Here is a 14,145-nt window from a genome sequence, read left to right as displayed (position 1 = left end):
AGCTAACCCCTGGCTTTTTTAACATGCTCTTCTGCAAACCGAAACAACTTGTCCACCAGGTAACAGTACGTTTCATTGTTGCCGGCAGGGGAAATCTCAACGCCACTAATTTCGCATATTCTGAACGCAGCATGCGCACACTCATGCGCCAGCACATGCAGTTCGCCAGTAAACACGCCAACAAGAATGATTCGGGCACCGGTGTCGCAATTCTCCAGTTGGCGCACGCACCCTGCCAGATGGTCAACGTTGTCTGGCATAAGATGAAGTGACTGATACGCCTGCCGCCACTCTTCACGAGTGACGCACAGATAAACCTGAGCACACTCAAATAACGGAACCAGAAGCTGAGGAAGTTTCGGCCATTTCGCTTTTACCATTGTGACTCCGGTTAATAACCCCGCGCCGCTGGCGAGGCCGGGTATTAAGCTTCAGTACTCTTTGTTGTAACCGAGTGAAGCATGGATCGGTGAACCGCCAACGAAGCCGGAAACCACAGCTCTGCCGATGATCCGCTTGATAAACTTACCATTACGCTCAACAGCAGGACCCAGCACCGGACGTGGCGGGATTTTCGGTGTACCGAACTCATGGAAGACCAGCTTTTCATCCGTCGAGCCAATAACCGCCTCAAGCCCGTCAACCTGATGAGAAAAGCTGTCGCGCATCTCCCCTGTTCGCAGCAACGGCGCATCCAGAGGATACCCCTGTCTCGCCTTATCCTCCTCCGTTGATGGTGCCAGCGGATCCCATCCGGGAAACGGACCGATTGCGTCCTGATAGTGACCAATCTCTGATCTGGCCGTGTCTTCGATGCGCTGCGCAACCGCAGAGAGTCCTTCTTTCATTTTTTCGTGGATAGCCACATCCAGCGCAGCAAAATGAAGCGCAGCTCCCAAAAAACCATTCAGCTCTTTCACTTGCGCTCCTTCCAGCTCATGGATTGTAAATCGAACTCGCCACCTTCCAGCTCGCCAAAAATAACCGCAAGTCCCTGCCGTTTGGTCGCATCCATGGCAAATGCGACATCAAACGGCACGTTATTTTTAATAAGCCAGCAGGCTTCCCTGACGGACGGGTCCGTGATTATTTTTTTATATCGCTGGCGTTCTCACCTGCTGCCGCCTGACCGATAAAGTGTTCCGCAACCCCCCTGGCACATGCAAGGTTACCGTCTTCACCGAGGCGCTTATACAGTGCGCGGAGCTCACCATCGGATCCCGGCGTAACCACCACATCACCGTCAATGCTCGCCACATATTTGAGGTGAGCTACCTCCGACAGGTAGAGCATGTTAATCCCTTCAGCCCCCGAGCCGGCAGCTTTAGCAAAATCCAGATTTGCCAGTGGGTCGGGCTTTTTCAGCACTATGACTCGTCCCTGTGCATCGGTGACGGTCACTGTCTTATTACCAGCCTGAATAATCTTTTCGGACGGGGAAAGGGTCACCGTAGTACCGCCCACAGCCAACGTTTTTTGCTCATTCATGATTTAGTTCCTGTTTATGCCTGCTGGACACGGCGACTTGCCGTGAAAGTAACTTTCTGCGAAACGGATTTATCGCCGGCGCGTTCGCCTGAATCGTCATATTTCAGCATCACTCGTTCATAGCGATACTGCGACACGCTTCCATCCGGCTCGGTGATGGTTTCCTGCATGGTGACGGCTGGTTCATCCAGACCATTGAAGTAGTTAGCCTCCAGCTCAGCGAAGTACTGGTCCAGCGACGGCCCCCGCCGCTCAAGGCTGAACGAACCGTCCCAGCCTTTGAAGAAGCGCAGGTGGTCGGTATTGCCGGTGATATCAGTGATTTCCTGCTCTTTCGTCGTCTGCTTAGAGGTAAAGGAAATTACTTTGCCCAGATTAAGATGGGTACCGGAGGCGAGAGTCACGACAACTGTCGTATCGCGCCCGATGGAATAGCCGTTCTGCGGCATGATGCATACCTTATTAAAAAGCCCGCATTGCGGGCTGTGGGATTAAGCAGATGAGGATGAAACCACGTTGACGTTAACCGACTGACCGCCTTCCACGTTCACCAGTAGCTTAGTGATGATGGACAGATAGGTAACCCGGACATCGATTTGTTCCCAGCCCAGAGCAACACGGCTTGCCGGGTTGTTCGATTTATCCAGCTTCACGGTAAAAGCGTCTTTTGTCGGGTTGTTCACATCGCCAATCATGCCCTCCAGCTGCATATTCGCCAGAAAGCTCGATACCGTGGAGCGCGCCTGGCTACGCTGCGCCGGAGACTGGAGGCGACCGATATAAATCCCCATTCCCTTATCCAGCGTGTACGCGATGTAGTTGGTCAGCGCGGTATAGTTGTCGCCGTTAATCATCGGGTTGCTGGACGAGTTACATCCAATGCGCCCGCCGAACTGATTACCCGCGGGGATCGGGTTGGTAATGACGTCTATCCCGGCTTCCGTCAGCTGCTGCAGCTCTGCATACGAGTACTGCATACTCTGTGCCGATTTCTGGGTGGCGATGATGCCATAGAGCGGTTTGTTCAGCGTGGACTGCTCTGGTGACAACGCTGCACGACGACCGGCCAGAAAAGCCTGTGGCGAAATGAACCGCTTAACGCCGTTCACCGTGTCGTTAAACAGGCAGTAATCGCCCAGCATTACTTTCACCCCCCAGCAGTCGATGCCGGCGCTATTTTTAGCATTGATGGCATCCGTTATGGCTTCGCCGGAGGGGCCAACCACAAACATATAGACGCCTTCATCAAGCGAGAACGCAGCCTGATCCGTCCACGTTGTGCTGTCGTCACAGTCCGCCAGGAAAGCCGTTTTAACACCCGTACCGCGCAGGGCGTACATTCCTTTTCGGGGAGCCACATCGACACCCAACAATGTAGAGCCATCAACAGAGTTAACACCATCCGTTCCCCCTTTCAGGGTCACAGAACCCGCTGTTGGGGCCGTTGTTCCTGTGCCCGCTGTGGCAACCACCAGTCCCGAGGCTTCCCGCATCGGTCCGGTACCGTTGTTAATGGCATCAGCAATAGCCTTCCACAGCGCAGCCCCTGTCAGCCCTTTACCCAGGCCGTCATAGACCTCCGGGAGCAGACCGGGTAACAGCACGGTCACGCGCCATGTTCCTGGTTTACTCCCTGCGGCCAGCGCAGCGGAGATGCTGTTGCCGGTTGAGCCGGTATATTTCGCTGTCAGCGTCAGACAGTCCGTCTGAATCACTGCGGTTGCAGCAACGTCGGTTCCATCCGTCACACGCACACAGCGGAAATCGTTGGCACCGTTAAGAATGGATGCCCACACCGCGGTACCGAGATCGTATTTTCGGGCTTTGATATTGCCGAAAGCCTGTACGCAGGCGGTAAGGTCTCCAACCGTCACCGGCGCATTGACAGGCCCCCATGATGCTGTGCCCACGATACCAAGAATATTCGTCGGCACGCCGTTGATGTAATTATCCGACGGGGGCACAATCTGAACATACACGTCCGGCACACTAAGCGCCGTGGTGTTAATGTCCCCCTGTTGTAAAACGGTCATTTATTGCCTCCAGAAAAGCAAAAAACCGCCATCAGGCGGCGGTGTTATCAGATTTCCCGGCTTAGCGGGAGTTTTTATGAGGCGTTTTAGCAGTTGCTAACTTCTGCTCTGGCTGCTCTGGTAGGAGCCTGACAAAGTGCGCCCGCTCCGAGGACAGGATTTGTTCAATCACCTTTTCGTCGCTCAGAGTGTCCCCTACCTGGTATTCCGCGAATGCCTGGACCACTCGTACTTTCATTAAGTCTCTCCGTTAATAATGCGCCGAACAGAACCTAAAACGGGACTGTCAGGCTCTGACGCAGCGGCGACAATCACGCAATCCGCCTCAATCGCCCTGATGGCCCAGGCGCTTTCCGTCTGGTACACGCCGTAGTTGACGGCATAAAAGAAATCACGACGGTAAACGCCGAGTTTCTGATTATCGTCATCCTGCAGCGAGGAGATATAGGCGATGGTCGCCTGCGAACCATCAGACAGCGTGAGGCGACACTCCGCCGACAGCGATGGGTCGATGGCATTCGCCAGCGGGTCACGCCTGTCGAAACAGCTCGCCCACACCGTAATCTGGTACTGCCGGGTCTCCCGCCGGACTTCGCGGGTTATGGTACCCCGGCAGCCGTCGTTAGCGCTTTCTTCCCATTCGCCGTCGCCTGTTAACACAGAGGTCACCTTACTGCCGGGACGCGGAAAAACAGAGATATGCACCGCCCCTGCAAGCAGGTCCTCTTTCAGTTGTTCCGGGTTGGGCCAGCCCTGGTACACCCGGACCGGGTAATCCGGCGCGAGCGAACGGCACACGCCCGCCACCAGCTGCACCAGCGCATTCCCCACATCGGTAATATCGGCCATCAGATGTGCACCTCTATCGCCTGGAGCCGCCAGCCGGTATCGGACAGCTCTGCGCCACTGACGGAGAACATATTGCCCAGGTCGTCCACCAGCACATCCCCCGGGTGGAACACGAGCGGCACGGAGACCGGCAGCATGATTTGCCAGCCGAGCTGTTCCGGTGTGCCGGCTTTGAGTGCCGCGCCATTGCGCAACTTCCCTTTGCCGAACAGCACCGACGCGGGCCAGCCAGTGGCAGGAAGCCCACCGCGAGGGCTGCTTCCCAGCACATCGACAGATTCATCCGCCGACTGGCACAACCCGCTGTATGGCAGCACGCTGACGTTATCCGACTCGCTCTCCGGGACTGGAACAACGGGGCGGGTCATCCGCACGGTACGGTTACACTCAACGCAGATGACCGGCAGCAGCTGCTGTTGAGCGGCGATAAAGTACGTACTGTCGGTACCCACCAGATAATCACCTGCCAGCGTCTGACGCCCGTCAAGGTCGCCATACCATAGAGGGTCGCCTGGATGGTTAGCCTTGAGGTACTTGTTGTCGGTGTTGTTGAATGCCGCGTTAAGCGTAGTGACCTTGTTGGTGAATGGATCCGATGCCGTCGCCGGCCGCATCACGTCAAACAACAGTCCCAGCCTCAGCGCCGCCTTTCCCCTGCCTGCGTAGATTTTGGCGTGGATCCGCGCTGCATCCATCCTTACCCCCTCACCACCCGGCATCCGGTCTGCCCCAGCCCCGGTCCTGGTGCAATCCCCAGAAATGCACACATTTCCCGTCGCCACAGATTGTAAAGGCGAAGACGGTCGCCCACTTCTTGCTTGTTGTGCACCCAAACAGCGGCCACATCCGTATCCAGATTTTCACCCGATGCAGGAATCGCAGCCTCAAGGGTAGTAAGAGTTGAAAGATAACCTAGCAGGGTGCTTTCTTCCTCCGGCCGCAGCGAAGTCAGTCGATGCTGCAGGGTCTGCCAGGTACCGGGTGAAACCCAGCCGTAAGCAAAATCACGGCTGTCATCGGCTACGGTATCCCCCAGCATCGGATAACCAGCATAGCGCCGTACATCAGATAACTGCTGGTCATTCAGCATCACTTCACCTCAAGCCAGCCGCCGGGATAATAATTTCGCACTTCATCCGGATGAACATTTGCAGTGTGTGGAGGGGGCCACTGGTCCGCATCTCGAGACATTTTTACAAGCGTCGGCGTTTCCGGCGTTTCCGGCGTTTCCGGCGTTTCCGGCGTTTCCGGCGTTTCCGGCGTTTCCGGCGTTTCCGGCGTTTCCGGCGTTTCCGGCAGCGCAGGCTCATCAGTACTGTTTCGCTTAGCCATCTTTTTCTCCGTTAATGCCGCCGGTAGGCCGGCGGCCAGATAATTAACCCATCAGGATCGCAGTATGCTCGGGCTTGATGTTTTTAACCCCCCATGCCGCCGCCACTTCGTAACGCACGCGTTTGTACAACTTGTACATGGATACTTCGAAGCTCATTCCGGTCCTCGGATCGGTGATCATGACGCGGTCTTCTGCCATATCCCCTTCCTCCGGCAGAGCCGGCGCACGCGTTGCCAGCACGACAGCGGAGCGGCTGAATGCAAAGTTCGCAGTAAACGCACCTGCGAGCGTGACGGCAGAGCCTGTCGCGATATCCTCACGCAGACCTGGTGCACTAATAGCAACCACGCCACCAACAAGATCCGAGGCCACCACATACTGGAAGTTGCCAATAGTGATAACGTCACCGGCTACAATGGTACCAGTGCCCGTATCCACCGGAATAAGGTAAGTCCCGGCAGTCAACGCGCCGTTGGTGAGATATCCCGCCCCCGTCCCCGCCGTATGGATCGCCACACCTGCAGATTCACGAATTTTAAAACCATGCAGTTCAATCAGCGTTCCCTGAGAACGAACGACTTCAGTTCCGGCCTCGTTTGCTTTGGTCAGTTGCGCCAGAGTACGCAGACTCGCCCCCGAGGTCGTGTCGATGACACACTGCAGATCGCTCGTAGGAGCACCGTTATCCTTGAGGATTTTAAGCGTCTGGGCCGTATCGCCGAGGTTCTGTGCAAATGGCGTAACAGATGCTTTACCCGCTGCTCGTGATGCCAGAAATGCCTGCTGTCCAATATCCACTTCGATTTCATTCACCAGCGTACGGATAGCCTGGGTAATTTGATCGCGTCGGATATTGGCATAACCAGGCCCCGTATTAACTCCTCGCTGTTCTTCACCTGTCCAACGGAATGGCACCACACGGGATTTAGTGATAGCGAAAGGCGTGTTGCCGATATTCTGGTCGCCATCATCTGGTGGCAACTGTCCCGGTGTCGTGTCTTCCGCTTTGGACGCGGGTGTTATCGGGATGCGAATTGCCTGATTTAGCGACGCCCGCTCCGCCGTTGCATCAAGGGTCACGGATGGAATAAAACCGGCCATTTCACGCGATACAATATCGAGGGATTCATAAAGGTCCGGAATAAGGTTGTTTAATGAGTTCATCGTCTATCCTGTTAATCGGTAATTTTTCCGCCAGATTTTGAGAACTCCATGCGCTCTGAGGCAGACATGGCATCAAAACCTGCTCGTGATACAGATGTTTTTGCAGGGTTGGTTGGCCCGCCACCTCCACCGCCAGCACCGCTACCCGAAGCTCCGGTACCTTTAAGGATTTGATCGCGGTATGGGTAGCTATCTACAAGAATTTCCAGCGCCTCATCAAATCCGGCGACTTCCCCCGGGTTGCTGGGGCTAAACAGCTTGTTCCCCGCTTTGTCGTAGGCCACCACTGCACCATCTTCAAGACGGAAGTGACTTCCAAAACGGGCTTCCACCAGATCTGGCGGAATGGCCATTTTTTCGGTAATGAACTGCGAGCGGGAAAAACTGCCACCAACCTTTTCAGTAACCAGCGCTTCACGAAGTGAGTCACGTTCGGTCACCACTGGTGCGTATTTCTCCTCTACCGCCTTGATGGCCTCCAGCTTTACCTTTTCAACTTCACCGGCATCCACCAGTTTTTTCGCATCAAGGTTTTTAACGATATCCATGGCCTTTATGGCTTCAGCCGGATCCGCAATACCAGAAAACATCTTCAGACTGGTTTCAGCTGTCTCAGCACGTTCACGGTGTGATTTTGCCTCTCCGTTCAGTCGGGCGATGGTAGCCACCGTCCCGGAGACATCAAAGGCAATGTCTTTACCTTCGTCATTGACATAGACCGGTTTACCATCGGAGACCACAACGTGGCCGTTTTCATCAAGTTTCAGTTTCATTGGGAATTTGCCTAACTAAGGGGGGCCATCCGGCCCGGAGCACCGCTCGCCATCCGGTCTGCGGCAAGAAAAAACCCGCCAGGATGGCGGGTTCGAATTAATGGAAAGAAATCAGGCGTTCAGTTCAGTTGTGCCGGGTTTGGCAGGCTGGGTCGCGATACGTTTTTGTTCCTCTTCCCACTTAATTTCGGGGCTTATCATGCCCCGACGTTGGATCTCTCTGAACAGAGTCTCATTGGAGATCGAACCAGCAATATTCATCTCCAGCAGTAGCTCGGCAGAGGCTTCTGCCAGCGTGGCAGCGCCGAAATCCCGGAAAATGGTGATATGACCGCACTTTTTATCGCCTAACCATTCAGCCAGTAACGCGATGGCCTGACTGGCGGCATCCTGCAGGTCACCAACAATACGCTGCAGGGCGCAGGTGCCAGATTCATCGTCAGCCATAGTCTGCGCAACTGTATTACGTCCGGGTTTTATAACCAGCAGCTCAGCACCGATTTGACGCATCTTGTCTTCAAGATCGAGAATATCCATTCGTCCCGCCTCAATAGCCTTACCCGTGTGCTCCACATATTTGAGATCACCTTCGGGGGTGTCTGTCGATATAACTGAAGCAGCACCAACGGTAATCGGCGCGTCACCGAGCTGGCGACCAAACAGGATTGGAACGCGGGCCACGTGCAGAATTGTCTGCTGGTCGCTTTTTGTCTGCCAGTGCTCCACATTCATGAACGCCAGCTCAGCAAGCGGCGGGGTGGCCAGCATAAATCCGGTCTTGTTACCGTAGACGGGTACAAACGGGATTTTTTTCAGGCTGGTTTTGCCCTCTTCCACCAGCACCCATTTTTTCTCGCCGGTGGTTTCTTCCTGACGTTCCTGATAGATACGCCAGCGCCCAATATCCAGTACCCTGACCTGCTCTATCGTCTCTTCAGAAAATTCATTCTTAGGGTCTGATTTCTGGACATATTCAACAAAACGCAGGTGGGTAATGGTTTCCCTCCCCTGAATACGCTTCGATTTATAATCCAGCAACATGGTCGGGCTGATTTTGACAAAGTAAGGACGCAGCCCCGCAGCCTTCTCCTGCGCCAGATTCATCTTTCCACTGACCCGCGGGTAATCCACAAGAATACCACTCAGGCCATAGGCAAGAGCCTCTTCGCAGACGTTAGCGAGGAAGCTATGCAGATTGGTCCCTTCGAGGTCGATATCGTCAAACGTCTCGCTAACCCGTTCAGGAATATCAGCATCCCAGGTCACGGGTCGGGAGAAAGGTTTGCCGCTCAACACCTCAACGGTGCGGGAAAATGCCGGGAACAGCGTTGCGGTTTTACGCCGGGCCTCATAATAGCCCCCGTCTTCGTTAGGCCACTGAGGTAACCATTCTTTCCCCGCAGCACGCATCGAGGCCGTTCCGCCCAGCAATGCGGTAATCATCGGCCAGCAGCCTGCGATAGCCTCTATCCGTGGGGATCGCTTTCGAACATCATTACTCATAGGAAATATCCAGTTAACCAGAGAACGGCCGGACCGTTGTTTTACGGGAAATAATCGGGAACTGCTTCACGATGTAATAACCACCAGCATCGTTTGGGTGATCGTTATCGGATTTTTTATCAGGTTCTCCGGTTTTCTCATCCCATATCTGCTGTTCCAGTGATTCCGAATACATCGGGCAACGTTTCACATTGACCTTATAGCGGCGCTCGTTCTTGCCGTTACAGAACATCGCATTCATCGCGTTAATTCTGTCTTTCACCGGGGGATTAGCGGCATTGACCACCACATTAAACCCTGCCTGTTTTAACTGAGCGATGTCGGTCGCGCTGGCGTTGCTGGATTTACGCGAATCGCCGGAAGCATCCGGATAGACGTAAATCTCTCTGACCTTGCGGTAATTATTGCCGTCGTAAAGCCAGAACCGCTCCTTGATGATGCGGATCATATCCGGCGTGTCGTAGGCGTTGATGATTTCCGTTACTGCGCATGGCAAACCAAGGCGCAGCACGTGAACGATGCCGGCCATTTTCCCGACGTTAAAGTCCATGCCGATATAAAGCGGTTCCCCGGGCTGCTCCACCTCTTCGCAGTTATTCAGGCGCCTGTCGAACTGGTGGTAAATGGTCCCGCTGGTCAGGTTAGTAAATAACCCACGCAGATACGCTTTAATCAGCTCAGGTGGGTATGACTCCAGAAGCGACGGTATATAGTCGGCCGGCAGGTTGGCCTCGTTATCGAAGGTCGAAGCCTGCACCAGACCATACAGCGTGCCCAGCTCGGGCTTTTCCCGGATGGCTTTAACGAACTGCTCGTAAACAAACTTGAACCCTTCCGGCGTGGTGGTAACGTCGATACCGTTGCGTAATCCGTCAACCTTGTAGCGCATACGGGCAATGATTTTTCGCCAGGCGGTTCTCGCCTTCACCTTCGGCAATACATCAAGCTCGTCCACCAGCGCATTACCAATTTTAAAACCTACAATGGTCTGAGGCTTCTCCATGGAACGGCAGATGGTGGTTCCGCGGTATTGTCGTCCGGCGTAAAAGTGAACCTCTTTATTGCTCTCGTTGATTTTAACGTTCAGACCCCAGTCGAAAGCCACCTCTTCAACTGTCGGGTAGAAAATGTCACGAATCTGCGGATACGTTGGCGCGAAATAGCCCTGGTTTATTTTCGGGTGTTCCCACATCCCCTTACAGATACCACCGCAACCCACCCACGTTTTGCCGGAGCCAAAGCCAGCCACATAGGCTTTGAACTTATGCGGCATTGCCAGAAACTGTGCCTGGGGGACGTTAAGCGTCGGCGATATCATCGTCTTCGCTCCTTACGCGCGCATCCACCACGTTGATATTGACGACGACTGGTGTTGGTTCGTCGTCTTCAGGATCTGCTGCCAGTTCTTTGCGGAGTTTGTCGATCTCCAGTTGTCGGCGTTCAGCTTCCAGTGTGAGTAAACGTCTTGCCTCCGGACCGTCAAAGAGACCGAGATTTTTTGCGATATTTTCCAGCATCTTGTCACGGTTGCTAATGAGCACCTCGACACCATCACGGGTGGTCTTAACACCCTGGTATGCCATCTGCGCACCTGCGGAGAGTTTTTTCGACGCATGAATATGAACATGACCGTAACCATCTCCCTCACACTGTGGGCATTCAGGGTTAGCTGAGCGTTTGGGACGAAAACCAAAGCCACCTGCAATCTCCGGCGGCTTTTTACCTTTGGTCTCAGCCTCCGCTCTCGCCTTATTGAACTCACCCTCAGTCCACTGATAATCGTGGTGCTTCCCCCAACAATAACGGCAGCAGGTCCGCCGATATTCGACGAGCTCATTCACATCGACAGTCGCAATGGTCCACATGCGGGTTAATACATCATCAGCAGTGAAAAGCTGGCGGGCAATGGCCGCTTTTTGCTGATTCGCGATTGCAGTGCGAATTGAAGTTTTTTGAAGTAGCTGATAGCCAATCTGACCGGCAGTATCCTTACTGTATCCAGCGCGAATGGCCGCCTGTGTAGCATTAAAATCCTCAAGATATTCAACGACAAAATTAGCTTGCTGGTCGGTCACCCCACCATCATCCATTAACTCCTGTGCTGCCTCCGCCACTTGCGAATTCGCAGTTTTATTCGCAATTTGCTGTTGCGAATTCGCAGCAGCTGCAGAAGCATTCGCACCGACATTATCCAGGAGCGCTTTTGCTTTTTTTATCGAGATATGTCTTTTTGCTGATGTCCAGGAATAACCATTATCTTCACACCATTTCTGAGGCGATATCTCTGTTCGCCTCCATGCCTCGGCAAACAGGGCTAACACCTCATCCCAGTTCACTCTGGACATACAGAACATTCCTCTGGTCTGAAAACTATAACCCCGGAAAATCGAGGCACCCCAAAGAACTCAAACAGATCGTTTATGCTGATATCTGCACACAACAGGCACAGTAAACAGAAGAAAATAAAAGCCGCATACTACTGTATGCAGGATGCGTGATGGGAAGCGGCATACCGCTTTGCATTATTTCCAATCTCCCGCTCCCGTTCCGACACTAATCACGCTTTGCATTACATAACATCAGCAAAGTGCTTTATGACCATTTGCCCGTATCCATGCGGGCTTTTTTTTGTCTTTCCGATTTGACAACTCACCAACCCGTTTTGACGCTTAATATGCGACTCGATAAAAAGACGCATCCTGATGATGAATGCTCCTACTTGTTTCTTTGCCCGCGTGTAGCGGGCTTTTTTTTGCCTGAATTTGACAAGTTAAGCCACCGTGCTGACAGTAAAAACTGCAGTACAGATAAACTTCTTTTACTTCAGAGCTTTCTTTTACCCGCCGCCCAGGCGGGTCTTTTTTATGGCTCAAGATTACAAACCACCACCGAATTCCCGTTCACCAGCACGCGGGTAAAACTCATCGGTTCGGTTGAAGTGATCTGCACGCCGACGTAACGCTGGGATACGCAGCCGGTAAGCAAACACGACAATGCCAGGCATAATGTCAGCGTTCGCATATCAGCTTTCCCTTTTGATGACATAGACAACGATATCACCTTTGGTGGTGAGTAACTTCTGGGTGCCGGGAGGCATCTCATCAATATCGAAGGCATCACAGAACTCGCTCATTGCCTTGTCCTGTACCGGTTGCCTGCGTCGTCGTAGCCACTTGCGGAGAAGGATGCCCAACAGCCACTCGATGGACTTGACGATGATGAACACGTAACTAAGCGCTATCAGTCCCATAATCGCCCAATCAATGAAACTAAACTGGTGCATTAATCACCCCTTAATCGCAGTGATTAATTGCGAAATCACCCATATGAATGGAATCACCCAAACAAGTAAAAATTTCCAGCCTGGTAATTGCTTAATCATTAGTCGCAACTCCCGTATCAGTTTGCTAAAATCAATCACATGTTCTCCCTGCCTCACTCAGGTGCAGAAACAGAAAACCCCGACTGTTTGCCGCAATCGGGGTTTTTGCTTTTTGTTGGCTCAGACTACTTTTAAGGCTTACAAGTCTGGCTCTCGCCGGGGTTTGTATCGATGCAAGCAGAGCCGCTCGGATACGTCAGCACCACGGTGTTGTCCGGCTGAACCTCTGCGTTGGTGAGGCTCTGACCGCCTTTACCCGTAGCGCGGGTAAAGGAGACGGCAGAACATGCCGCTAATAGAGCAGCGCCCACCAGCAGCCCGGCGAGCAGTAGTTTTTTCTTCATGGGATCCTTACCGGAAATAAAAAAGCCGCGCAGTGCGCAGCTTGATGATTGTGCCAGAGTACGTCTGGCGGCGATTACCCTGCCGGTGATATAGTCAAATCGCCAAAATTGATATATCGAAACCTACAGTGAGAATTTTAAGTATGTCTGATAAAAAGATTCCAGTGTTCGACCATATGCCTGCAGGGTTGATTCGTTCTCATTCAGAGCCACCATCAAAGGGAGGGCACATGCCTTCTCAACCTGTTCGAACCCCTGTTAATAATACCCCCCCAGCTCCCCCTGCTAACTCAGGAGGAAGCAGCAAAAAGTGATTAATCTATGAGCCGAGAAGAAGTTTTAGACAGAGTCCTGTTCTCTCACTATTTTGAGAAAATGTTCAGCACATTAACCGGTCGAATCGACAGGTTACTATCCTTTTTGTCATTATTTCTCGGCTCTTCGATTGTTGCCGACATTGGAAGTCCAGTATGGAGCGGTATTTCCATCGCTATGATTTCCGCACTTCAGATGACTTTCCAGTTTGGCAAGTCGTCTGAGCACTCACGAAAGCAAGCTAAACAATACCAGGTTCTTTTTACAACGGCATTCAAGCTGGACGATGACGAGCTATTTAACAAAATGCTCGAAATTGAAGATAATGATTTTGAGCCATGGGCAGTATTGCATAACCCGGCAATACTCAGAACCCGAATTCACCTGGGTGTGGCCCCCGACGAACATGAACCAGACCTAAATATCATCGAGCGAATTACAGCCAGAATAGCTGGGGGTCCCTCTAAACGCCCCATGACCTCTTCACCAGATAGCAAAAAAAACACGCGTTAACGTGGGCCTGTGAAAAAATAGCTTAACGGGATAATCAGGGGTTGTGAGAGCTATCTGGAGTTTTCTTTTTCTCTGTGAGGGCTGGGGTACTTTCAGGCTGTAAGGCTTTAACCATCCGTGAATGCTGCACACCCTGCCGGGATGATTCAGAACGAATCTGTTTACCGCTTATTACCACCGGCCTGAGGCTTTCACTCCCGGTGTGCATCACTTCAGGTGTAGCCAGTGCAGAAAGCGTAATCAGCATTCCACCAAACAAAAAGCATAATTTTCCGTGCATTATTTACTCACCAGTAAAATAAGTTAACTGTTGCGGTGTGGAGTGCCTCTCCATGAGCCTTTGGTCAGCCACCGTAGCTCGCGACTTTCTCATTCAATCAGGGTCTGCTGTTTCGCCCCTACGCATAGTGGGATTCACCGCAACAGCAAAGCACACTACCCAACTTAT

Annotated in this window: 18 protein-coding genes; 1 reads left to right on the top strand and 17 read right to left on the bottom strand. The window is 52.8% G+C overall.

Going from position 1 to position 14,145, the window contains the following annotated elements; translation table 11 throughout:
• Nucleotides 1-2 precede the first annotated feature (2 nt).
• From ACERY3_RS05275 to ACERY3_RS05195, 17 genes are all read right to left on the bottom strand, one after another.
• Complete coding sequence (locus ACERY3_RS05275; protein WP_373225228.1) at nt 3-380, bottom strand: hypothetical protein; 378 nt, start codon at nt 378-380, stop codon at nt 3-5.
• Nucleotides 381-431: 51 nt separating this feature from the next.
• On the bottom strand, nt 432-920 hold the full coding sequence (locus ACERY3_RS05270) for a hypothetical protein (RefSeq protein ID WP_373225227.1): 489 nt from the start codon (nt 918-920) through the stop codon (nt 432-434).
• 166 nt (nt 921-1,086) lie between these two features.
• Nucleotides 1,087-1,488: a hypothetical protein gene (locus ACERY3_RS05265; protein WP_373225226.1), complete on the bottom strand. Its 402-nt coding sequence runs from the start codon at nt 1,486-1,488 to the stop codon at nt 1,087-1,089.
• A 14-nt stretch (nt 1,489-1,502) separates the two neighbouring features.
• On the bottom strand, nt 1,503-1,937 hold the full coding sequence (locus ACERY3_RS05260; protein ID WP_373225225.1) for a hypothetical protein: 435 nt from the start codon (nt 1,935-1,937) through the stop codon (nt 1,503-1,505).
• 42 nt (nt 1,938-1,979) lie between these two features.
• Nucleotides 1,980-3,521, bottom strand: a complete 1,542-nt coding sequence (locus ACERY3_RS05255; protein WP_373225224.1) for a phage tail protein — start codon at nt 3,519-3,521, stop codon at nt 1,980-1,982.
• 237 nt (nt 3,522-3,758) lie between these two features.
• Entirely contained in the window at nt 3,759-4,370 is a 612-nt protein-coding gene (locus ACERY3_RS05250; protein WP_373225223.1) for a hypothetical protein, read from the bottom strand.
• On the bottom strand, nt 4,370-5,065 hold the full coding sequence (locus tag ACERY3_RS05245) for a hypothetical protein (protein WP_373225222.1): 696 nt from the start codon (nt 5,063-5,065) through the stop codon (nt 4,370-4,372). The genes ACERY3_RS05250 and ACERY3_RS05245 overlap by 1 nt, the downstream gene beginning before the upstream one ends.
• Before the next feature lie 2 nt (nt 5,066-5,067).
• Nucleotides 5,068-5,460 carry a hypothetical protein gene (locus ACERY3_RS05240; RefSeq protein ID WP_373225221.1) on the bottom strand — a complete coding sequence of 131 codons (393 nt, stop codon included), beginning with the start codon at nt 5,458-5,460 and terminating at the stop codon, nt 5,068-5,070.
• A complete protein-coding gene (locus ACERY3_RS05235) occupies nt 5,460-5,702 on the bottom strand; it encodes a hypothetical protein (protein ID WP_373225220.1) in 243 nt (80 codons plus the stop codon). The genes ACERY3_RS05240 and ACERY3_RS05235 overlap by 1 nt, the downstream gene beginning before the upstream one ends.
• A 43-nt stretch (nt 5,703-5,745) precedes the next feature.
• The gene (locus ACERY3_RS05230; RefSeq protein ID WP_373225219.1) at nt 5,746-6,867 is read right to left on the bottom strand and encodes a P22 phage major capsid protein family protein; all 1,122 of its coding nucleotides are present in this window, start codon (nt 6,865-6,867) and stop codon (nt 5,746-5,748) included.
• A gap of 11 nt (nt 6,868-6,878) precedes the next feature.
• Entirely contained in the window at nt 6,879-7,640 is a 762-nt protein-coding gene (locus ACERY3_RS05225; protein WP_373225218.1) for a DUF6651 domain-containing protein, read from the bottom strand.
• A gap of 111 nt (nt 7,641-7,751) precedes the next feature.
• Nucleotides 7,752-9,143 carry a DUF4055 domain-containing protein gene (locus ACERY3_RS05220; RefSeq protein WP_373225217.1) on the bottom strand — a complete coding sequence of 464 codons (1,392 nt, stop codon included), beginning with the start codon at nt 9,141-9,143 and terminating at the stop codon, nt 7,752-7,754.
• Between the two features lie 13 nt (nt 9,144-9,156).
• Nucleotides 9,157-10,461, bottom strand: a complete 1,305-nt coding sequence (locus tag ACERY3_RS05215) for a terminase large subunit domain-containing protein (protein WP_047356340.1) — start codon at nt 10,459-10,461, stop codon at nt 9,157-9,159.
• Entirely contained in the window at nt 10,442-11,488 is a 1,047-nt protein-coding gene (locus tag ACERY3_RS05210) for a terminase small subunit (protein WP_373225216.1), read from the bottom strand. Before ACERY3_RS05210 ends, ACERY3_RS05215 begins: the two co-directional genes overlap by 20 nt.
• Before the next feature lie 517 nt (nt 11,489-12,005).
• Nucleotides 12,006-12,164 carry a hypothetical protein gene (locus ACERY3_RS05205; protein ID WP_373225215.1) on the bottom strand — a complete coding sequence of 53 codons (159 nt, stop codon included), beginning with the start codon at nt 12,162-12,164 and terminating at the stop codon, nt 12,006-12,008.
• Between the two features lies 1 nt (nt 12,165).
• Entirely contained in the window at nt 12,166-12,426 is a 261-nt protein-coding gene (locus tag ACERY3_RS05200) for a DUF4752 family protein (RefSeq protein ID WP_335266285.1), read from the bottom strand.
• A gap of 230 nt (nt 12,427-12,656) precedes the next feature.
• Nucleotides 12,657-12,869: a hypothetical protein gene (locus tag ACERY3_RS05195; protein WP_373225214.1), complete on the bottom strand. Its 213-nt coding sequence runs from the start codon at nt 12,867-12,869 to the stop codon at nt 12,657-12,659.
• Nucleotides 12,870-13,190: 321 nt separating this feature from the next.
• Between ACERY3_RS05195 and ACERY3_RS05190 the strand changes: the two genes are divergently transcribed.
• Nucleotides 13,191-13,697, top strand: coding sequence for a hypothetical protein (locus ACERY3_RS05190; protein WP_373225213.1), 507 nt, complete (start codon nt 13,191-13,193; stop codon nt 13,695-13,697).
• The last annotated feature ends 448 nt before the right edge of the window (nt 13,698-14,145 follow it).

Source organism: Enterobacter cloacae complex sp. ESBL7, assembly GCF_041679625.1.
GTDB classification, from domain to species: domain Bacteria; phylum Pseudomonadota; class Gammaproteobacteria; order Enterobacterales; family Enterobacteriaceae; genus Enterobacter; species Enterobacter asburiae_B.
This window is presented reverse-complemented; position numbering and strand designations above follow the sequence as displayed.